Genomic DNA, 19,525 nt, shown 5'->3' with positions numbered 1-19,525 from the left:
GGATTTAAAAACAGCGGAGGTGGTCGTGAGGTTGATCAAACAGCGGGAGAATGGGGTCCGGAGTTCCAGTCTGGCTGAGACTCCGGACCCACCCCTATCCTCCAAGATTAGACTTTCGCCTGTTCGACGACTCGGCGTAGATCCGACGCGAGCTTGGACAGCTCCGTGGCGGCGCTGAGGGTGTTGTTCGCTCCCTCGGTGGTGTTTTTAGCTGCCATGCTGACGTTGGCGATGTTCTTCGAGATCTCGGTGCTGCCTTTGGCAGCCTCGCTGGCGTTGCGAGCGATCTCATTCGTGGTCGCCGATTGCTCTTCCACCGCGCTGGCGATGGTGTTCGAGATATCGTTGATTTGTCCGATGATCTTGCTGATCTGATCTATGGCCGAGACGGCGCCCTTGGTGTCCGTTTGAATGGCCTCGATCTTTTGGCTGATGTCTTCGGTGGCCGTGGCGGTCTGCTTGGCCAACTCCTTGACCTCGTTGGCGACGACGGCGAAACCTTTACCGGCTTCCCCGGCGCGAGCCGCTTCGATGGTGGCGTTGAGCGCGAGCAGGTTGGTCTGTTGCGCGATACTGGTGATCACCTTGATGACCTTGCCAATCTCGATGCTGCTTTCGCCGAGCTTTGCGACCGTCTTGTTGGTGTTGCTGGCAACGGTCACCGCTTCGGTGGCTACACGTGCCGCATCGTTCGCATTCTTGGCGATTTCTTTGACACTGGCGCTCATCTCTTCCGCGCTGGTGGCCACTGTAGCCACGTTCTTGCTGACCTCTTCGGCTGCGCTGGCCACGACATTGGATTGGGTGGCAGTTTCCTCCGAGTTGGCGCTCATTTGCTGACTGACCGCAGTCAGCTCCTCGGCAGCGCTGGACAAAGCCTGAGCGTTCTGGTTAACGCTGGTCATGGTGACCTTGAGTCCTTCGGTCAGATCCTTCTCGCGCTTTTCCTGGGCGAGACGTTCGGTGATGACCGACCAGGTGACCATGGAGCCCAGGAAGTTTCGGTCCGGGTCATAGATCGCGCTTACCAACAAGTCGAGAGTCTCTGTGCCGACCTGAATATGAGCCGATCGCGGCAGATTCTTCGGGTCCGCTAACAGGTTTCGCTGATGCGCCGGGTTTTTATGGAAAATGTCGATATTTTGGCCAATCATCTTCTCCACCGGAACCGGAAGGAGATTCTGAATCCCTTTCAGCGTCCGAGTTGAAGCCGGGTTCATGTATTGAATCTTGAGATCGCGATCCGCGAACATGATGTTGGCTGGAGAGTTTTCCGTCATCGACGCGTAGCGCAGGTTCACCTGCCGCTGGCGGACCATCTCGGTGATGTCGGTGGCGAACTTCACGACCTTAAACGCTTTGCCGTTCAAATCGAAAATTGGATTGTAAGAAGCCTGGATCCAAATCTCTTTGCCACCCTTGCCGATCCGCTTGAACTCTGCGCTTTGGGCTTTGCCGTCCGCCAGATCGCGCCAGAACTGTTTGTATTCGACGCTGTCCCGGTAGTTCGAGTCAACGAAGGTGCTGTGGTGACGGCCTTGAATTTCAGCCAAGGTGTAACCCAAGGTCTTCAAGAAGTTCTCGTTCGCGGTGATGATCGTCCCATCCATGTTGAACTCGATGACAGCCTGCACCTTGCTGATGGCTTGCAGCTGACCGGCGACGTCGGCGTCCTTCAGTTTGCGACTGGTGACGTCAACGGCGTATTTGACGACTTTAAAGGGCTTGCCTTCAGAATCGAGAATCGGATTGTAGGATGCCTGGATCCAGATTTCCCGTCCCCCTTTTCCGAGTCGCCTGTATTCCGCCGTATGGAAGCGGCCACCGCTCAAATCTGCCCAGAACTGCCGGTACTCGGCGCTTTGGCGGAAGGAAGGTTCTACGAAGAGGCTGTGGTGCTGGCCTTGGATCTCATCCAAGGTATAGCCGACCGTCTTGAGAAAGTTGTCGTTCGCAGTGATGATGGTCCCATCCAAATCAAACTCGATGACGGCTTGGGCTTTTTTGATCGCGGCGATCTGACCGCGCAAGTCCTCGAGCTCCGTATCGATGTCCGGCTTCGCGTCGACGGGCAGTGAGGCTCTGGGAGTGGTGCTTTTTTTGCGTCCGGAGGCCTGGAGTGTCGCTTTCATAATTGTTCTGTCTGTTCGTGGATGGTTCTGTGTTTGTGTCTGTGTGTTAATGATCTGGGGCGCCAGGGTCCCCACTAGGGTTAGAATCTGATGGATGAGGGCAGGGGGAACCTGAAGCGCTCTTAGAGTATCGCTGAGGTGGGTTGCGACCCGAGCAAAGTGTCGCTCCTCGATTGCCAGATCGATGTGAGCGGTTTGCATGTCTGCACCTTTGTAAATCTGCGGTCCACCGAGGACGGTGGTGAAAAAGCGAACTTGGCTCTTCTTCAGCCAATTCAAGTTTGTATCCTTGAATAACGGGATTAACAGAGGATCGACTAGAACTCGGCGATAGAACTCCTCAACGGCAGCCTCTACCGATGGGGCTCCTCCGATCTGGTTATAGAGCGACTCGGTGACCGTTTTTGGCGTGGTGTATCCCATAAGTAAGGCAGTTTAGAACAGGGTGGTCAGTAATCGTGGGCTTAAACGATCATGAAACTCGTGATATAATTCACCAGTCGCAGGGTGCAGAAGGTGAGGCCGAGCCTAATATGGGTTTGGCGGCTGGCGATGAATCCATTCATGATCCGGCGGCCTAGTTGAATCTGGGCCACATAGGCGGTGAGCACCGCTACCGAGACCAGCACGTGGAACCACAGGAGCAGGCCGGTATGGTGGGCCACCTTTTCGACGGCGTGGCGGGTAATCTCGATATAGAGGACGAGGGAAACATCGAGGACAAAGGCCGCCAACATGTAGCGAAGATGGATCTTGGGCTTCTTGCGTGAATACACCCCAGCTAGAATCAGCAGAAGGACGACGGTGGAAAGCCAGTGTAGCATTTTAGGCTCCTTTCGGTTGTGCAGCTTGTAGGTTGACCGTTTTTTCGGTATCCAGGATCAGCAGCAGGCGCTCCTTGAGTTTGTAGACGCCAGTCACGAGTTCCCTGGCCACACCTCGAAGAGTCTCCGGAGGCCGCTCGTAAACATCGTCCTGAATTTCGACCACGTCCCCGATCTCGTCGACGAGCAGGCTGACGGCCCCGTCATCGGTTCGCACCACGACGTTCATGGGAAGTTCCTCCGTTTTCCGGGCGGGGAGCTCGAGGCGACGGCGTAGATCGATAGCAGTTACGATTTGGCCGCGGAGATTGATCAAACCCTGGAGAGTGCGTGACGCCAGCGGCACTCGAGTCATTTCCTGGTAGCGGATAACCTCTTGCACTTTAAGGACCTCTACTCCGAAGAAGAGTCCATCGATATAGAAGGTGCAGAATTGTTTGCTGTTATTCATTGGCAGTAGGGAATAAATGTGAGTTTGCTTCAGGCCGCCATTTCGAGGTCGGGCTTGGAGGTATAGAAACTCGGATCGGCGGACTGGATGATGGTTGAGACGTCTAGCAGGTCGGTCACTTTGTCCTGAATAACGACCGAGCCCAATATGCCGCTACCTTGGACATCCCGTTTGACCGTGATCGATTCCTCGACGATGTCACTGATGGCGCCGACGATGAGTCCGACGCTCCGTCCTTGTTCCGAATACACGACGACCTGCACCATGTCTTGATCCTCGGTGAAGGCTTCGCCACGGGTGTTGACGTAATCGGCCACCGCGATCAGGGGCAGTATCTGTCCGCGGTATTGAACCACTTTTTGAGTTCCGGATTGTTCGATCTGGCTGCGGGGAAACTCCTCGAGGCGCGCTACCATGGACAATGGAATGGCCATCCGGCTTCCCTTTCCAATCTCGAATAGGAGGAGTGTTTGCTTGTTCGTCAGGCGATTGTCCGATTTGGTCTTGTCGACCATCGAACGATCTCGGACCTCGTTGATCACGTTAGCGTGTTGGGCTAGCCCGAGGACATCGAGGATGAGGGCTACTCGGCCATCGCCCATGATCGTTGCCCCGGCAAAGCAAGTGATGCCCTTGAGTTGCTTGCCCAGTGGTTTGACGACGATCTCTTCAGTATCGTTAATTTCGTCCACCACCAGCCCGAACTGGCGTCCGTCGGCCTGGAGCACAACAATGTTCACCGCATCCGAACTGCTCTGGGAGGCACCATTATCCGCCCTAGATCCGGTCGCTCCAGCATCAATGTCGAGCTCGCGGTTCAGATAGCACAACGGAAGCAGTTGTCCGCGGAGTCGATAAATAGGGGAGCCGTAGAGCATCTCGATCCCTTTGCGCGCCTGTTCTGACTCGAGGCGAACCAGCTCAAGTAAACTGACCTGCGGGATGGCAAACCGCTCGCCTCCACTCGTCACGACCAACGCGGGGATGATCGCCAAGGTGAGGGGAATCTTGATCTTGATCGTCGTGCCGTTGTTCGGCTCGCTCAGGACATCGACCGATCCTCCGATCTTCTCGATGTTCGTCTTGACGACGTCCATCCCAACCCCTCGGCCGGAGACATTGGTGATCTTCTCGGCGGTGCTGAATCCGGGGAGGAAGATGAGATTAAAGGTTTCTCGCTCGCTCATGCGCGACGCCTGGTCGGCTGTGATGAGCATGCGCTGGAGCGCCTTCTCCTTGACCTTGGAGACATTGATGCCTCGTCCATCGTCCATGATCTCGATATTGACCTGTCCACCTTCGTGGAAGGCACGCAGTAGAAGAGTCCCTTCCGCCGGCTTGCCTGCAACCGACCGCGTTTCCGGTGTCTCGATACCGTGGTCGATGGCATTCCGGACAATATGAGTGAGGGGATCCTTGATGGCTTCGATGATAGTACGATCCAGCTCAGTTTCGTTTCCTTGCATCACGAGCTGGACCTTCTTCCCGAGCTCGTGAGCGACATCTCGGACAACACGAGGAAATTTTGTCCACACGTTGCCGATGGGTTGCATGCGGGTTTTCATCACGCTCTCCTGGAGCTCGGTGGTGATGATATTGAGCCTCTGCGAGGCAGCTATCAGAGAATTTTCCTGGACGACCCCGGAATACTGAACGATTTGATTTCGAGCGAGCACCAGCTCTCCAACCAGATTCATCAACTTGTCCAATTGATCCACGCTGACGCGGATTGCTGAGTCGGATACCGAAGTGGTCTTGGCAGCTGGGTCGCGTTCCGCGGTGGCGTCCGGAGCAGGATGCGAGGGGTTTACGGGTGCCGGTGCGGCGGCGGGTGCGGCTGAATTCGCCAGAGCGGGAGAGGGCGATGTGGCCACGGGGGCGGGAATCGGGGTCTGCGCTTCCGTGGGTGCATCATCGAACAGTCCCCAACCCTTGTTAGCCGCGGTCGACTCGGTTGCACGCTCTGCACCCTCCGTGGTCGGAGTTTCCGGTATTGAAGCGGGCGGGGTCGATGGAGCCTTTTGGGCCGTCTGAAGATCTTGTAGTTTCTGGAGTAGGGCCGAGAAGTCCGCACTTCCTTCGGAACCGGTATCTTCGATGCTTTTGAGCATCTGGCGGAGGGCATCGGCGTAGGAGAGGAGCGTCGTGATCATCTCCTTGTGGAGGGTGATCTTTCCACCGCGGAGGGCATCCAGAAGATTCTCCCCGACGTGCGCGACCGACTCGATTTTTGACAGCCCGAGGCATCCGGCCGTGCCCTTGATGGTATGGATGACGCGGAAGACCACGTTCAGGGTCTCGGGATTGCCTTGCCCATTTTCGAGGGCGAGCATTTCCCGATCAAAGCGGTCGAGACCGTCAGCACTTTCGATGAGAAGATCCTTGATGAGCTGCTGCTGGAGTTCGTCGTTCGTGGGCATGGCGTTATTAGAGTTTTAAGGGGCAATGAATGGAGTGGGGATCGCGATCATGCGCCGAGAACCTTGGAGACGACCGCAAGGAGTTGTTCTTGCTGGAATGGTTTTACGATCCAACCGGTTGCGCCAGCGGCTCTGCCCTCGGCCTTCTTCTCGGGCGAGGATTCCGTCGTTAGAAGAATGATGGGTGTCTTCTGAAACTGTGGGAGGGAGCGGAGGTTTCGAGTGAGCGTGATGCCGTCCATGTTGGGCATATTCACGTCTGTGATCACCAGATCCACGGTGCGACCTTTGAGCGCTCCGAGTGCCTCGATCCCATCCCCCGCTTCGAGAATCTCGTGACCGGCCGCCTTCAGCGTGAAGCTGATCATTTTCCTCATCGTTGAGGCATCGTCCACCGTGATGATCGTTTTACCCATAATGCTTGAGAGCTGTCAGCAGTTGCGGTTTGCCTACTCGTTCGAACAGCGAACTGCTCTAGAACTTAGAAAACCGTTAGCGAATTGAGGTCTCGTTCCACCCAGACGCCTTCGTTACCGTTTCCTTCTACAATGATGAATCGGCGTGACCGACGGAGGCTTTAGAAAAACTTTTTATACGCCGAGATTCGCCAAGGATTAAAACAACTCTATGTTGTCGGCGAGCTTGGTGGCGGGAGTGGTGGAGCGTTCGGTGGAGGGCGCGCTTGAGGTCGACGCGTTGACTCCAGCCGCGAGGCCGGCATCGGGAGAAGACGTTTGTTCCGTGGGCGAAGTTTCGTTGGGCGATGGTGAGGCAGCTGCATCGCTGGCGCTTGGCGAGGAAAAATCGTCAAAGAGCACCAAGTCCCCGCTGTTCTCCGCTGCTCCGACGAGCTTCATACGATCGGCCCCGAGCTGGGATGCGTCCGTTGCGCCTGCAAGTGTGTCGCTTTTGCCAGTGAGGACGTTTTCATGAATGAGGCGCTCCGATTCCATGGTGTAGGACCGGGTGTATGCCATCTTGGTTTCGTGCTCAGGGATATCCTTAACCCATGGGGTCATCATCTCTTGTAAGGTGAGGAGGGTCGTCGAGGGGAGCTCGACTCGATCATCGGCCAGCTCCTTGAGCTGGACCCTCGAACGCATGTTGTGGGCTAGCTTTCGCAGCCGATCTGAAGCTGAGCCGATATGGGTGAGCTCGGAGAGAGCCTCATCACGATACGTGTGGAGTTCCTTCTCTTGAGCGCGGAACTCCACCAACCATTGCTGATGCCCGGCCGTCCCAGTCTCGTACAGGTTACCGAAGGTTTCCACTAGCTGATCGAGGTGTTTGGTGAAGGCGTCCAATTCTTCGGCGATCCCACTGCTGATATTTCCGATCACGTTGGCTATGTCAGCTGTCTGAGCTGCCAAAACCTCCAACCCGGTTCCTGACTTGATGTGGGCTGCCTGCACTTGTGCGTTCAACGCGATGAGTTTGATGCGAGCCGAGAGGTCGCGCATGACCGCGGTGACGTTGCTGGCCTGGCCTCCCATAGGGCGAATGGCATCGAATGCATCCTTGGCGCTTGCGACAGCTCCTTCTACCATACTCTGCACCTCGGAGAGACTGTCGAGCAGCGTCTGTACGAGGCCCGATGCCCCAACAGTGACCTGATCGAACTCGGTGAGCGACACGCAATCCAAATCCAAAGCCTTAACTTGGCCGAGTATGACATCGAGGGAACCACACAACGCTGTGTCGGTTTGCCGAAGGTTTTCCGCAACCGCCTTAAGTTGTGCGGCCTCGACGCCTGCCGCCTGATAGAGATAAAGGATTGATGCGTTTTGTTTGTCCGGTTCATCGGACCGCAGGTCTGAGTTGGCCTGTCTTTCCATACCATCTAGTGCCGAGAGAACGTGGGCAATCTTCTGCGCGACGACGTCCTGTGCCTGAAGGCTGAACACCAACTTCACCACCTCAGAGGAGATGCGATTGGTCACTTGGGTGAGCTTGATATCCTTTTTACGATTGATTTCGAGATCCTGGTTCAAATCCTGCACTGCTTTCGAGATGTAAGATCGTTTCTGTTTCATCAGCGCCCCCTGCTCGTTCGTCTGCTGATTCAATCGCCTGATCAGGGCGTCCATACTTCGTTGGTTCGCTCTCAGAATGTCAAATTTAGCAGCAAAGGTTTGGTTGACTTGTTGCTGCAGTGTCTGAATCTCCTCCGTCAGCGCAAGGAACATGCTCTGCACCTCATTGCCCAGGGTTGCGGACTCCACCCGGTACATGGTCCTAATAAACTTGAGCGGTGCCACCGTCCTCTGGAGCTCCTCCTCGCTCAACAACATTCGTTGAATCTGCTCGGTGCGCTTGCGAAGCACGTCGAGCAGCTCGGATGTGGTTCTCTGGTAGTTGTCTACGTAGTCGAGCGGGGCTCTCAGTATGCTCAAGGTTTTTTCCAACGTGGGTTCCCCCTGCTCATTCCCTGAGGCTAATTTTACCATTTTCTCGGAGTGAGCGACGAGCAAATCACTCTCGTTTGGTAGTCGTTCCAGATCAGAAAAGATCTCGAGGAACTGAGCCTCGATGTGTTGGCCGACGGTCTTAAGCTTATCCCGTTGCTGTCCTAGCTGAACGAATAACTCAACAAGCTCCGGGGTGTGCAGGGATTTCGAGGTTTGCTTGTGGCCTTTGCGTCGAGACCTGAATAGAGCAAGTGCCCACCTTCCCAATTGTCCCACAGCCTGACGGACTCCGTTGATCAGTCGTGCACTCCGGTCGTTCAGCTTCGGGTTTGATTCCCTCGGCCTTCCTTCTCCTGGTGGCTTATTCATGAATCTTCGCGCGTCGACCGGATTGGCTTAATGCGACTCGGCCCGTCTCTGTCCCGAGCAACGGGACGTTCGAATCGCCTTTGTGATGAGCAGGTCGTCTCTTCGAGCTGACTATTTCCTAACCCAAGCTTCATTCCAAAAGGGTCACCCACACAGAAGTAACATCGGAAGTTACGTTGGGGCCTTTAGCTGGGATGGCATTAGAGGGATACTTCGGGCGGCAGCGGATGCCTGGCTGGGTATGTCAGGGAGAGGGAACCCGAGAGCTCTGACAGTAGTCGGTCAATGAGTCAGGGCGTAGAAGAGTATGTTGATGCCCAAGGGGTAAGACTGTTTTTCTGAAAACTCTTTGAAAAAGTATTCGCTTGCTCCCTCTTGCTCCCAACCATCTCCGTTGTCCGTATTGTGGCAGATCATCACCATCATCCTCCCAAGCTCGTCAAAGATCGCGCGGTAGTGGGGATCCTTGGCCCCCGGCATTTTGTCTTCCTCCCACGTGATCCCAGTCCACTGGCTGTAATGCCCGGTTCGCACATTGGGCACTTGAGGAAAGGCATTCAGACGAAACACGCAGTTAAAAACCTGGTGGTCCAGCGGGAGATCGACGATCTTCCGATCGGGAAACACGCGTCGGAGCTGTTCCTCAAAATTATACCATTCACGATCTCCCCAGAAGTCATCAGCCAGAAGAAAACCTCCATTGGTCAAGTAGTTGCGCAACTGGTCGACCTCATCGTCCTCCAGCACCAGGTCACCCGGCTCTGCAACATAGATAAACGGACTGTCAAAGAGGAGGGGGTCACGCAGTGTAATCAGATCGCCGTCGGGATGTGTTCGGATCGAAGTGAGCTGTTGCATGCGGTAAGACATGTTGATCTCCGCATCCGGATAATCGATGGCCCATTTGTCATAGCCCCAGGGTCCGTAGGATCGAGCGGAACGGTACTTGATTCGGCGGAAGAGGAAAACATCGGACTCGAACCCAAGCGGAAGATCCCAGTCTGGAGTTCCTTTGCGGTCCGGTCGCTCGGATGCCTCAACGGACCCGGATCCGAGGCTGGTGAGCAAGAATCCCAGCAGCGCGGCGATCAACGCCACCGCATAACGGGAGTCGTAGTCAGGGTGCTGGACCCGGCTTTTATGATCTTCATCCATCAAGGCTTAGCGGGTGGTGGATTCTCGGAGCGCGCATTGAGCTTTAGGAGCAGCTCATGCGCCTCACGAAATCGGGGGGCCTCCTCCAGCGCCTGAAGTAGGTGGCGTTTTGCTGCCACACTCCCCTGATCGTGGAAAAGCTTGGCCAGTCGGAAATGCGTGCCTGCGGGATCGGGAGGATCCAACCGCAGCAAAGTCTGATAAGCCTGGACGGCGATCGCCGGCTGGAGAGTTGCCTCGGCGGCGCGGCCCCAGTAGGCATAGGCTTGGTGGGAAAGGGGGTTAACTGCCAGGTAGCGACGGACATTGTCAAACACGACCGACCAGTTACGGTCCTTCTCCGCCAGCTCCATCAGTCGCAAATAGGCATCCGCAGCGTGGGCATCGATCTTGGACCAGGCCGTCAGAACCTCCTTTTCCTCAGCTGTTTCTTTGAGCGCTCGGTGCGCTTGGGCCAGGAGCTGATAGGCATTGCCGGGCTCGGTCTGGATGGGGAACAGCTCTATGAGCTTGCGTAGCGGTTCCTGAGCCTTCTTCCACTGCTTGTTCTTGAGATCGGCACGGGCTGAATGCAGCAGGGCGTAGTAGTTCTTCGGATTCTTACGGAGCCATTCGGCGGGCTCTCCGTCCTTGGAAACCAGGTCTTCAGCCTCGGGCTTTTCCCATTCCAGGCCCGGCGCGAGCTCGGTCGCCAATTTTCGGGCAAACGTCGCGAAATTGGTCTCCAGTTTGTCCAGTGCCGTCGTGTGCCTGGCAATGGCATCGTTGATGGGCACTCCCAATTTCAGATCGCGGAGGATCTTGAGCAAGCTCTCGAACCCGAAGTTTTCAACGAGGTAGCGAACCACCAGTGAGGACTGGTAGTAGGCGAACATCAGGTGTTCGCCGGAGGGTGGAGCCAGAAATGCCCCACTCAGCTCTCCGATTTTCACAAGGTCGTCCCCCAGGATCATCTCTCGGTAGCGCGGGGTCATGGCTTGGCCCCAGGCAGGGTTGCTCTGCTGCTCCTCGTACACCGAAATCCCCTCGCTCAGCCAGCGTGGCATCTTGTTCTTGGTCATCTGGAGAGTGACCACATGGGCGAACTCGTGCCAGAGCACGGATTCCCAACTCGCCGCACGACCGGCTTGGGTGGCGGGACTGTTGGCCGTGATCACTCGTCCGAAGCACACACCCAAGTAACCGGCTCCTCCGGGCATGCCAAAGGTGCGAACGGCGAAATCCTTCTGATCAGGAAAAATTTCCACGAAGGTGGGCGTTTGGAGTTCGATGCCATACTTTTGGCTCAGGTTTGTGTGGGCGCGAGTCAGCAAGGCCATGACCCGATCGCCGTAGATCGGGGCCTCTGAGGCTCCCATCCGCACGGTAAAGAACTGGTTGGTGAGCGTGGCGAACTGGTTCATGGTGTCCTTGAGGTTCGCTAAATTGTAAGCGACGACATCGTAGCCATCCTCTTGGTGAACTTGCTCGGCAAGCGTCCAGCCTTCCTGATCCTCCCCTAGCCTGAGAAGGTCCTGGGCCAGCTGACTTTTGGCCGAGGTAAACTCCGGATCGAAGGCCAGAGCCCGCCGTTGATAGGCGGCACCCTCGGTGAAGCGATACTTCTGGGAGAGTTTTCGGCCGATGAGATAGTCAACGGCGGGATTGTTAGTATAGTGAGCTAGAGCCTTTTTCCGATGATCCGCCTCTTGAGCCAGCTCGTTCTTGAGATGTGCCATGACGGCGCGGTAGGCCCAAGCCAAGGGATGATGCGGGTTGACCTCCAGAGCTCGGCTTATCTTTGACTCAGCCTCCTCGTACTCCTCGGCATCGATCATATGGTCGGCGATCAACAGATAGCTGGGAACATGATTCTCGTTGATCTCCAAGGCGGAACTGAGGGACTCCAGCATCGCTTTGCGATCGCTGCCCGCCAGCGCCTGGGCGCGGGCGTAGTGGAAGTCCGGGTCTTTAGGAAACTTCTTTAAGGCCTCGGTGGCGAGTTTGGCGGCCAGATCGAAGTCGCTCTTGTCGAGAGCCACCTGAACGGAAGCGGCATGAGCATCGCGGAGATTGGGATCCGCTTTCTTGGCACGGTCGAAGGTGTTTTCGAGGACTTTCTTGGGATCGACTCCCATGAGGAGGGCGGCCTTTCCCAGGGCGACCAAGCTTTGGGCATCGCGGTAAGCCCACTGCCGGCGGTTTGCCAAGCCAGCCATCTCTTCCAGATACTCGCGTGCTTTTGTACCGTCCCCGTTGTAGAGACTCACTTCGCGGGCGAGTAGTTTGGTCCTTAAACTAAAGGGGAACTGCTCCAGGGCTCGGGTGATGATCGCTTGGGCATTGGAGTACTGGCCGAGGGTGAGCAGCGATTCGGTCAGGAGCAGTGGCCAATCTTCCTCACCGGTGTCGGTCTTGAGAGCCTCTTGGCACAGGCTGATTGCCTTCTGGTAATCCCCTCGCTGAAAAACGTCCCGGCTTTGGGTAAGGTCGGCAGCGGATGCGGAGACTGTCACCGCCAGCCATGCCCATCCCAACGCGATCGCCTTGCTCGTAATCCGACGACTTCTGGCCATGGGTGCGAGAATGCTCGGCACCGGACGGGAAAACAATGGGAATTTGCTTGATGCTAACGAGCGGGCTTCGAGCCCCGAGTCGCGGCCTCGATGGTTTCCCAGAATTTCGGATTCTCCTGGAGCATCGAGTCCTCCGGCACAGGCAAGCTGGAGCGATAGAGGAAGTCCTTCAGGGTGTTGCGGTTCATGATCCGGTGGACCACGATGCCAAGGTCATGACGCTCAAAATAGACCCGGTAATCTCCGATCCGGAAGCGGTAGAGGAGTTTGCCGTCCCTTTCGAGCCTGCCGAAACGCTCGTGGTTCTCCAAATCGCTGGTCATCGCCGCCTGAGGGAGCCCTCGGAACTGTCCAAGAATCTCCAACTGCAGCTCTCGCGGCATTTTTGCCAGCTCTGCCGCACTCGTGGGGTTGAAGATGATCTGAAATGGCAGCATGACTAAGATTGGTAGCCCGTACGGGAATCGCACCCGTCTCTCAGCCTTGAGAGGGCTGCGTCCTAACTGATAGACGAACGGGCCACAGCCAAGTTCTTTGTTTAACCGAAAACCTGAGTCGTAGTCAACCCTTGATGCTCTAGATCATTGCAGGGGCATCGTCGTCCTGCATATGTAGGTATTCGAGAACCTTGGAGATGGACTCGGCGACGCTGAGTTTGTCGGTGCAGAGCTCGATTTCGGGCTTCAACGGGGCCTCGTACGGAGCTGAGATGCCGGTGAACTCCTTGATCTCGTTAGCACGAGCTTTGGCGTAAAGGCCCTTAGGATCGCGCTGTTCGCAGATCTCCAACGGCGCATTCACGTGAATCTCTACGAACTCGCCCGGCTTCATGATGTTCCGAACGATATCGCGGTCGCTGCGATAGGGGGAGATGAAGGCGGTAATGCAGATGATGCCGGCATCGGCCATCAGCTTGGCGACTTCACCTACTCGACGAATATTTTCCGTTCGGTCCTCGGGCGAGAATCCCAGATCCTTGCAAAGGCCATGGCGTACGTTGTCGCCATCGAGGATGTAGGCATGTTTGCCCTGGATGAACAGCTCCCGCTCCAATTCGGTGGCGAGGGTGGATTTACCGGAACCGGAGAGGCCGGTCAGCCACACCACGCGACCTCGATGTCCATTGCGCGCGACGCGCTGCTCGGTGGTGATTTTGCCGTGACTCCAGAAGATGTTGTGGCTCTTGTGCAGGGAATCCGAGGTGCGACGGGGATAGTTGTCGTTGACGACAATACCACCTCCCGAGACTTCCAGACCGTCCACGATCACAAAGCGGCCGGTGACCACGATCTCATCGTGAGCGTCGAAGGCGATTGGACGCTTCGTGCGAAGGGTGAGTTCCCCGACCTCGTGGCGACCGATGTAGCGATCGTGCTTTGGACGGTCGAGTGTTCCTAGGGTAGAGGCATCGATGATGGTTTCGATGGACTCGATCGTGCACTCCGCTTCCTGGGTTGCCAGTTTTAGCTTGTAGGTCTTTCCGGGACGGAAGGGCTGCTTCCCAAGCCAAAAAAGCCGCGCCTTGAAGCGCGTCAGTTCGTAGGGAGGATCAGTCTCCAGGGCTGCGACAGCACCGCGTTCCACAAAGACTTGCTCCGTTAGGGTAACGCCGATGGATTCGCCGGCACTGGCAGAGTCGCTTTGGGGGGAGTTCCAGCGTTCGATCGTTTTGACCGTGCTGGTTTTATTGCTGGGCGCGAAAACCAGCTTGTCACCCACTTTGATCCGGCCGGCCTCGATGCGCCCGGCCAGGATCCGGCGATCATCAAAGCGATAGACGTCCTGAATCGGAAAGCGGAGGGGTTGGTGGTCGGGGAGGTCGGTGACGTTGAACTGATCGAGAGCTTCCAGAACGGTGGGGCCCTGCCACCAGCTCATGTTCGTGCTGCGAGTAGCGATGTTGTCCCCCATTTTCGCTGCGATCGGGATGAAGACCTTGGGGGTGACTCCGATGCTCTTAAGCCAGACTCGGTATTCTTCTTCGATGGAGCGGAACTTTTCTTCCGAATAGTTCTCCAGGTCCATCTTGTTCACGAGCACCGCGATCTGGCGGATGCCGAGCAAATTGAGCAAGTATCCGTGCCGCCGCGAGTTTTCCTGGACTCCTTCATGGGCATCAATCAAGAGCAGGGCCGCCTCGGCGTTCGCTGCGCCCGTGATCATGTTCTTGAGGAACTCCTTGTGGCCCGGAGCGTCGATGATGACGTATTGCCGTCTCTGGGTCTGAAACCAGATCTGTGCCGTGTCGATGGTGATGTTCTGATCTCGCTCAGACTGGAGAGCGTCCATCAGGTTCGCCCATTCAAACGGGACGCCTCGGCGTTCGGCAATCTTCTGGAGCTGTTCCAGTTTGCCTTCGGGGAGTGATCCAGTGTCGTTAAAGAGTCGTCCTACGAAAGTTGATTTCCCATGATCGACGTGTCCGACGATCACGATCTTCAGCTGCTCTGAGGGGATGGATGAGGTCTGCATGGATGGGAAGTTCAGGGTTACATGTAGCCGTCGCGGCGCAACTTCTCGAAAGCGTCCTCGCTTTCCTTGTCTTGAGCCCGACCCGAACGCTCGGGGACCTTGGTGCCGCGGAGTTCGGTGATGATCTCGCTGATCGTCTTGGCGTTGGACTTGATCGGGAAGGTGCAGGGGTAGCATCCCAGGCTGCGGTAGCGCTCGCCCTTCTCGTTCGCGAAGTAGAGGGGGCTGATGGGCATGTTTTCCCGCTGGATGTATTCCCAAATGTTCAGCTCGGTCCAGTGGAGGAGCGGGTGAATCCGAATGTGGGTGTCTTTGTCGAAGTCAGTCTTGAATTGGTCCCACAGCTCGGGCGGCTGGTCCTCCACATTCCACTCCATGTTCTTGTCGCGCGGACTAAAGTAGCGCTCTTTGGCGCGGGTTGGCTCCTCGTCGCGGCGGACTCCGACGATCACTCCCGTGAAGTGGTGTTTCTCGAGGACTTGCTTCAGTCCGTCCTTCTTGAGCGTGCCGCAGCATTCGACACGGGTAGCCTTGCCGTTCGGATAGGTCACACCGGTTTTCAGGACCTCCTCATTCTTGCCCACGATCAGCTGCAGTCCCCATTCCTTCGCCAAGCGATCGCGATACTCGATCATCGAGGGGATCTTATAGGTGGTGTCCACATGAACCAGAGGGAACGGGACGTGCCCTAAGAAGGCTTTGCGCGCCAGCCAAAGCAACACTGTCGAGTCTTTGCCAATGCTCCAAAGCATGGCCAGGTTCTCGAACTTGTTGAAGGCCTCCCGCATAATATAAATACTCTGATTTTCCAGTTTAGACAGGTAGTCCATGACGTTTCGCGATTAAGAGATTTCAGATCTGAAAATCGACCTTTTTGGGCAGGAAGGTGTGGATACCGCACTCGACCTTGTTGAAGCCGGTCCAGCGGCCGGCTCGCTCATTTTCGCCGCCCGCCGACTTTTCTGTGCAGGGTTGGCATCCGATGGAGCGATAGCCTTGGTCGTGGAGCGGGTTGTAGGGTATCCCGTGTTCATGCAGGTATTTCCAGACTGCATCCCGGCTCCAATTGGCCATGGGATTGAGTTTGACGATGTCTCGTCCCTCGGACTCATCGAACACATAGACCTCGACGATCCCGATCTCGGATCGGGTGGCAGATTGCTGGCGGCGGAGTCCGGTAATCCAGCAGTGTAGATCCGAGAGCTTAGCTTGCAGGGGCATGACCTTGCGCATGGTGCAGCACAAGTCTGGGTTCCGTTTCCAGAGTTCAGGCCCTTGAGCTTCCTCCTGCTGTTTGAGGGTGAGGTCGGGTTGGAGACCTTCAATGGGCGCTCCAAAGAAGTCCTCTAGCCGGCGCTTGAGAGCGTAGGTTTCGGGGAAGAGCAGATTGGTATCTACTGTGAAAACGGGGAACGGGAGCCCATGGGCCTTGGCCAGGTGCATCATCACGAGCCCAGCCCCCTGAAAACTCGTGCCGATAGCGGCGCGCGCGCCGAACTTTTCCCAAGCCCAAGCCAGGATTTCCTGAGTTGGAGCTACGTCGAACCGTTCGTTGAGGCGTTTGACTTCGGATGCAGTGAGCATGGCGGAGACTCTGCGGAGCCTAAGGTTTCGTGTGGGGGAGGCTTGCCCTTCAAGCTTGGGCCGTCTCGTTCCAAAGCACGCGAGCACACCAATCGCCGAAAGCCTCGGCCGGTTGTCGCTCCTTGGCGTAGCGACCCAGAACTGTCCTAAGTTCCGGGATCACATCGGCATCTTTGACATTGTCGCGGTAGGATCGGTTGAGCCGGGTGCTTGATTCGTTTCCGCCGAGCAGGATGTTATATTTGCCCGGAGCCCTGCCCACGAATCCGATTTCGGCCATATAAGGGCGAGCGCAGCCGTTGGGGCAGCCGGTCATGCGGATCACCAGTTCCTGTTGGCTCAGCCCGAGTTCGGCAAGCAAACTTTCTACACGGCTCAACAAACCCGGGAGATAACGCTCTGATTCAGCCAGCGCCAATCCGCATGTCGGCAGAGCAGGGCAGGCCATGGAGGCCCGCCGGATAGCGGTTGCTTGGTTGTCCACAGGGATGCCGTGCTGCGCTAGCAACTTGGTGATCGCCTCGCGGTCGGTGGCTTTCAGGTTCGATAGGACGATGTTTTGGGATGGCGTGAGCCGAATTTCGGGCTTATAGGCGTCGACGATTTTGCGCAATGCAGTCTTGAGCTGGTAGGTCCCCTCGTCCTTGATGCGGCCGGTTTCCACGTAAAGTCCGAGGAAGAGCCCGCCGTCCTGCTGAGGATGCCAGCCGAAGAGATCCCCCTGCTTCTCGAATCTGAAGGGCTTGGCCGGCTGAAGCTGGATGCCGGTGCGCTGCTGGAGTTCGTTGCGGAACCACTCGACGCCCTTATCTTCGAGCACGTATTTCAGACGGGCATGTTTGCGGTTGGTTCGGTCGCCGAAATCCCGGTGGACGGTGAGCACGCCTTTGGAAATCGGGACCAGTTGCTCGGGCGTTATGAATCCGATCACATCGGCTACCCGCGGGAACGTTTCAGCGTTACCGTGGCTCATCCCCAGGCCGCCTCCAGCGGTTAGGTTGTAGCCGAGCAGCTTCCCGTGCTCTTCGATCGCAATGAACCCCATGCAATTCGTCAACACGTCGGTGTCGTTCAACGGTGGGATGGCGAAGGCGACCTTAAATTTGCGCGGCAGATAGGTCTTGCCGTAGAGAGGATCGCTGAACTCCTTGTTCTCCGGATCCTCTAGGTTTAGCTGCACACCTTCCACCCAGATCGAGTGATACGCCTTGGTTTTAGGTAGGAGCGCCTGAGAAACGAGGCGGGCATCTTCCAATACTTGTGCACCCAGTGCATTGGTGGCCGGGGTGGGGGGAGACATGACATTACGATTGACGTCCCCACAAGCGGCCAGCGTGTCCAGCAAGCTCTCGTTGATGCCCTTCATCACTTTTCCGAGCCCCTGCTTGACGACGCCATGGAACTGGAAGCTCTGTCGCGAGGTGATCCGCAAGGTCGAGTTGCCATACTGGTTGGCCAAATCGTCAAACACTCCATATTGGTTCGCGTTCAACACACCACCCGGAATGCGCCCCCGGATCATGAACATGAAGAACTTCCCGGTCTTGCGCTTGTCCCGGTCGTCCTGTTGGTAGATGCCGTGGAACTTAAGGAACTGAGTGTCGTCCTCCGAAAAGCGATCCAGAGATGCATCCGCCAAAGTACTGCCAATGTTGCCAGCAAGCGTAGGGATGGCCTGCTTGATTATCTCGTTGTGCGAGAGTTTGGCTTCGGAAGACGCGCTCATATCATTAGTAATTTGATTAACTTACCGATGAACCATCGGGCCTCCTGCTGATATTGTCAACAGCGGAATGGGTTCCGGGATGGGGTCGCTTGCGGAAGGCCGCTACAAAAGCTCCATCAACCGCGTGTTCGAAGGGTTTTAGCTGTTGTTCCTGCACACACCTAAAGTCCTGGTGCTGAGAGACAAACCACTTGCTGACGGCTTGGTTCTCCTCTGGCTCAAGGCTGCAGGTGCTGTAGACCAGCAATCCCCCTGGCTTGAGTTGGACCGCCGCATCGGCGAGCAATTCTTGCTGGGTGGATTGAAGTCGGTAGATCTCCTCAGCTTTGACGCGCCAGCGGAGGTCGACACGACGCCGCGTAACTCCGGTGTTGGAGCATGGCGCATCGACCAGAATGCGATCGAAACTGAGGCTAAGTTCCGGATGAGTTACCCCTGTGCTGGAGGATGCTCGGACGATGCTTACGCCCAGCCTTGAACAGTTATCTCGCAATCGCAGAAGTCGAGCTCGGTGCGTGTCCTGCGCGATGATTTGCCCGCGGTTCTGCATCTGCTGAGCAATCAAACTTGTCTTGCCTCCGGGGGCGGCGCAGAGGTCGAGCACGGTTTCTCCAGGCTGCGGGTCCATGGTTTCGACGGCCAGCAACGTACTGGGGTCCTGAATGTAAAAACCCCCCTCTAGAAACGACTTCAGGTGGGCGATGGGAGGGTGTTCAATCAGCTCGTAAATTACAAATCTGGTGGCCCAAGGGAAGCTGCGTCGCTCAAAAACCACTTTCTCATCACGCCACGCTTCTTCGAGGGCGGCTTGGGTGATCTTCAGGGTGTTCAATCGGGCGTAGATACGGGGCGGCAAATTATTCCATTGAATCAGTTTGAGCATGTTCTCCCGACCCCAATGTTCCTCCCATCTTCGGCACAACCACCCTGGATGGGAGAAGGCGATATCCGGATTTGTGCTTTCGAGTTCCTTGAGAGCGAGTCTGGTCTCAGGCAGTGATCCTGCGACACCGCGCATTACAGCGTTGATGAAGCCGGCGATGGGTCCCAAGTTGAGCGCCTTCGCGAGCTCCACGGTTTCGTTCACTGCGGCATGTGGAGGCACTCGCTCGAGCCATAGAAGCTGGTACAAGCCCAGCCGAAGAATCGTGCGGATGATGGGTTGCTGGGGTCTGCCATCGGTACGCCGGTCGATCATCCAATCCAGAGCTCGCTGAAGCCGAACCACTCCGCACACGAGTTCATGAGTCAGGCCACGGTCGCTCCCTGCGAGCGGGCTGTTTCTCAGTTCGGCCGAGAGTACATCTTCGACATACTCATCACTTTCAGCATGGCGCTGAAGTACCCTGAAGGCAATTTGTCTTGGTTTTTCCACGCGCAAGCTTTAATAAAGGGAAATACGTCAGGACTCACGAATTTTCAGCACCGT

14 protein-coding genes and 1 tRNA gene are annotated in these 19,525 nt (G+C 56.5%); all 15 read right to left on the bottom strand.

Annotated elements, in window-relative coordinates; translation table 11 throughout:
* Window positions 1-107: 107 nt before the first annotated feature.
* On the bottom strand, window positions 108-2,555 hold the full coding sequence (locus JNN07_16800; protein MBL9169401.1) for a PAS domain S-box protein: 2,448 nt from the start codon (window positions 2,553-2,555) through the stop codon (window positions 108-110).
* A gap of 41 nt (window positions 2,556-2,596) precedes the next feature.
* The gene (locus JNN07_16795; GenBank protein MBL9169400.1) at window positions 2,597-2,956 is read right to left on the bottom strand and encodes a hypothetical protein; all 360 of its coding nucleotides are present in this window, start codon (window positions 2,954-2,956) and stop codon (window positions 2,597-2,599) included.
* A gap of 1 nt (window position 2,957) precedes the next feature.
* Window positions 2,958-3,407 carry a chemotaxis protein CheW gene (locus JNN07_16790; protein ID MBL9169399.1) on the bottom strand — a complete coding sequence of 150 codons (450 nt, stop codon included), beginning with the start codon at window positions 3,405-3,407 and terminating at the stop codon, window positions 2,958-2,960.
* A 29-nt stretch (window positions 3,408-3,436) separates the two neighbouring features.
* Window positions 3,437-5,827 carry a chemotaxis protein CheW gene (locus tag JNN07_16785; GenBank protein ID MBL9169398.1) on the bottom strand — a complete coding sequence of 797 codons (2,391 nt, stop codon included), beginning with the start codon at window positions 5,825-5,827 and terminating at the stop codon, window positions 3,437-3,439.
* A gap of 47 nt (window positions 5,828-5,874) precedes the next feature.
* Window positions 5,875-6,243, bottom strand: a complete 369-nt coding sequence (locus JNN07_16780) for a response regulator (GenBank protein MBL9169397.1) — start codon at window positions 6,241-6,243, stop codon at window positions 5,875-5,877.
* 198 nt (window positions 6,244-6,441) lie between these two features.
* On the bottom strand, window positions 6,442-8,220 hold the full coding sequence (locus JNN07_16775; protein MBL9169396.1) for a hypothetical protein: 1,779 nt from the start codon (window positions 8,218-8,220) through the stop codon (window positions 6,442-6,444).
* 666 nt (window positions 8,221-8,886) lie between these two features.
* Window positions 8,887-9,759: a DUF4159 domain-containing protein gene (locus tag JNN07_16770; GenBank protein MBL9169395.1), complete on the bottom strand. Its 873-nt coding sequence runs from the start codon at window positions 9,757-9,759 to the stop codon at window positions 8,887-8,889.
* Window positions 9,759-12,314 carry a tetratricopeptide repeat protein gene (locus tag JNN07_16765; GenBank protein ID MBL9169394.1) on the bottom strand — a complete coding sequence of 852 codons (2,556 nt, stop codon included), beginning with the start codon at window positions 12,312-12,314 and terminating at the stop codon, window positions 9,759-9,761. Before JNN07_16765 ends, JNN07_16770 begins: the two co-directional genes overlap by 1 nt.
* A gap of 53 nt (window positions 12,315-12,367) precedes the next feature.
* Window positions 12,368-12,751 carry a hypothetical protein gene (locus JNN07_16760; protein MBL9169393.1) on the bottom strand — a complete coding sequence of 128 codons (384 nt, stop codon included), beginning with the start codon at window positions 12,749-12,751 and terminating at the stop codon, window positions 12,368-12,370.
* Window positions 12,752-12,760: 9 nt separating this feature from the next.
* A tRNA-Glu gene (locus JNN07_16755) sits at window positions 12,761-12,835 on the bottom strand.
* A gap of 55 nt (window positions 12,836-12,890) precedes the next feature.
* Entirely contained in the window at window positions 12,891-14,786 is a 1,896-nt protein-coding gene (gene cysC, locus JNN07_16750; GenBank protein MBL9169392.1) for an adenylyl-sulfate kinase, read from the bottom strand.
* A gap of 17 nt (window positions 14,787-14,803) precedes the next feature.
* Window positions 14,804-15,616, bottom strand: coding sequence for a sulfate adenylyltransferase subunit 2 (locus JNN07_16745; GenBank protein ID MBL9169391.1), 813 nt, complete (start codon window positions 15,614-15,616; stop codon window positions 14,804-14,806).
* A 22-nt stretch (window positions 15,617-15,638) separates the two neighbouring features.
* Entirely contained in the window at window positions 15,639-16,370 is a 732-nt protein-coding gene (locus JNN07_16740; protein ID MBL9169390.1) for a phosphoadenylyl-sulfate reductase, read from the bottom strand.
* A 49-nt stretch (window positions 16,371-16,419) separates the two neighbouring features.
* Window positions 16,420-18,096 carry an NADPH-dependent assimilatory sulfite reductase hemoprotein subunit gene (locus JNN07_16735; GenBank protein MBL9169389.1) on the bottom strand — a complete coding sequence of 559 codons (1,677 nt, stop codon included), beginning with the start codon at window positions 18,094-18,096 and terminating at the stop codon, window positions 16,420-16,422.
* Window positions 18,097-18,112: 16 nt separating this feature from the next.
* Entirely contained in the window at window positions 18,113-19,471 is a 1,359-nt protein-coding gene (gene rsmB, locus JNN07_16730) for a 16S rRNA (cytosine(967)-C(5))-methyltransferase RsmB (GenBank protein ID MBL9169388.1), read from the bottom strand.
* Window positions 19,472-19,525: the final 54 nt, after the last annotated feature.

It is taken from the genome of Verrucomicrobiales bacterium (assembly GCA_016793885.1).
Classification (GTDB): Bacteria; Verrucomicrobiota; Verrucomicrobiia; order Limisphaerales; family UBA11320; genus UBA11320.
Note: the sequence above shows the minus strand (reverse complement) of the source record. Positions and strands in the feature narration are given on the sequence as shown.

What these genes read in the sequence shown, in the direction of transcription:
- JNN07_16800 (MBL9169401.1), bottom strand. Translation starts at nt 2,555, where the DNA reads ATGGGATACACCACGCCAAAAACGGTCACCGAGTCGCTCTATAACCAG.
- JNN07_16795 (MBL9169400.1), bottom strand. Translation starts at nt 2,956, where the DNA reads ATGCTACACTGGCTTTCCACCGTCGTCCTTCTGCTGATTCTAGCTGGG.
- JNN07_16790 (MBL9169399.1), bottom strand. Translation starts at nt 3,407, where the DNA reads ATGAATAACAGCAAACAATTCTGCACCTTCTATATCGATGGACTCTTC.
- JNN07_16785 (MBL9169398.1), bottom strand. Translation starts at nt 5,827, where the DNA reads ATGCCCACGAACGACGAACTCCAGCAGCAGCTCATCAAGGATCTTCTC.
- JNN07_16780 (MBL9169397.1), bottom strand. Translation starts at nt 6,243, where the DNA reads ATGGGTAAAACGATCATCACGGTGGACGATGCCTCAACGATGAGGAAA.
- JNN07_16770 (MBL9169395.1), bottom strand. Translation starts at nt 9,759, where the DNA reads ATGGATGAAGATCATAAAAGCCGGGTCCAGCACCCTGACTACGACTCC.
- JNN07_16765 (MBL9169394.1), bottom strand. Translation starts at nt 12,314, where the DNA reads ATGGCCAGAAGTCGTCGGATTACGAGCAAGGCGATCGCGTTGGGATGG.
- JNN07_16760 (MBL9169393.1), bottom strand. Translation starts at nt 12,751, where the DNA reads ATGCTGCCATTTCAGATCATCTTCAACCCCACGAGTGCGGCAGAGCTG.
- cysC (MBL9169392.1), bottom strand. Translation starts at nt 14,786, where the DNA reads ATGCAGACCTCATCCATCCCCTCAGAGCAGCTGAAGATCGTGATCGTC.
- JNN07_16745 (MBL9169391.1), bottom strand. Translation starts at nt 15,616, where the DNA reads ATGGACTACCTGTCTAAACTGGAAAATCAGAGTATTTATATTATGCGG.
- JNN07_16740 (MBL9169390.1), bottom strand. Translation starts at nt 16,370, where the DNA reads ATGCTCACTGCATCCGAAGTCAAACGCCTCAACGAACGGTTCGACGTA.
- JNN07_16735 (MBL9169389.1), bottom strand. Translation starts at nt 18,096, where the DNA reads ATGAGCGCGTCTTCCGAAGCCAAACTCTCGCACAACGAGATAATCAAG.